This is a genomic window from Peribacillus butanolivorans (assembly GCF_001273755.1).
GTDB classification, from domain to species: Bacteria; Bacillota; Bacilli; order Bacillales; family DSM-1321; genus Peribacillus; species Peribacillus butanolivorans.
Genome location: NZ_LGYA01000003.1, coordinates 1 through 796, shown reverse-complemented (window position 1 = coordinate 796; position 796 = coordinate 1). Strand labels below are relative to the sequence as shown.

The following is a 796-nucleotide window of genomic DNA, read 5'->3' as shown; positions in this document are numbered from 1 at the left end:
AACTGATCCACAGGTTTTTATTAAAATGGTGGAGGGGGGCAGATTCGAACTGCCGAACCCGAAGGAGCGGATTTACAGTCCGCCGCGTTTAGCCACTTCGCTACCCCTCCGCAATATATGGTTGTAAATGGTGCCGGCAAGAGGACTTGAACCCCCAACCTACTGATTACAAGTCAGTTGCTCTACCAGTTGAGCTACACCGGCAAATATTTTTAAAATAAAATGGTGGAGGATGACGGGATCGAACCGCCGACCCTCTGCTTGTAAGGCAGATGCTCTCCCAGCTGAGCTAATCCTCCGGACTAATAAGTATATAATGGTGACCCGTACGGGATTCGAACCCGTGTTACCGCCGTGAAAGGGCGGTGTCTTAACCGCTTGACCAACGGGCCGATATTTTTATGATAATAGATAGATTGGGAAGCTCCCAAGCGGATTCGAACCGCTGACCTCTTCCTTACCATGGAAGTGCTCTACCTACTGAGCTATGGAAGCATATGGCTCCGCAGGTAGGACTCGAACCTACGACCGTTCGGTTAACAGCCGAATGCTCTACCACTGAGCTACTGCGGAATAATATAATGTTTCCTAATACTCATTTAAAGATTTTAAATGAATAGCCTGGCAACGTCCTACTCTCACAGGGGGAAACCCCCAACTACCATCGGCGCTGAAGAACTTAACTTCCGTGTTCGGAATGGGAACGGGTGTGACCTCTTCGCCATCATTGCCAGACTATATTCATTTTTTTGAAGAAATTTTCATTCCTTCAAAACTAGATAATAAGAAGGTATTT

At 47.0% G+C, this 796-nt stretch carries 6 tRNA genes and 1 rRNA gene; all 7 read right to left on the bottom strand.

Features of this window, described 5'->3' with window-relative positions:
- Nucleotides 1–26 precede the first annotated feature (26 nt).
- Nucleotides 27–110 (bottom strand) — tRNA-Tyr (locus tag AKG34_RS21505).
- Nucleotides 111–128: 18 nt separating this feature from the next.
- Nucleotides 129–204 (bottom strand) — tRNA-Thr (locus tag AKG34_RS21500).
- A gap of 19 nt (nucleotides 205–223) precedes the next feature.
- Nucleotides 224–299, bottom strand: a tRNA-Val gene (locus AKG34_RS21495).
- 18 nt (nucleotides 300–317) lie between these two features.
- Nucleotides 318–392 (bottom strand) — tRNA-Glu (locus AKG34_RS21490).
- A gap of 30 nt (nucleotides 393–422) precedes the next feature.
- Nucleotides 423–495 (bottom strand) — tRNA-Thr (locus AKG34_RS21485).
- A gap of 3 nt (nucleotides 496–498) precedes the next feature.
- Nucleotides 499–573 (bottom strand) — tRNA-Asn (locus tag AKG34_RS21480).
- A 46-nt stretch (nucleotides 574–619) separates the two neighbouring features.
- Nucleotides 620–735 (bottom strand): 5S ribosomal RNA (gene rrf, locus AKG34_RS21475).
- Nucleotides 736–796 lie beyond the last annotated feature (61 nt).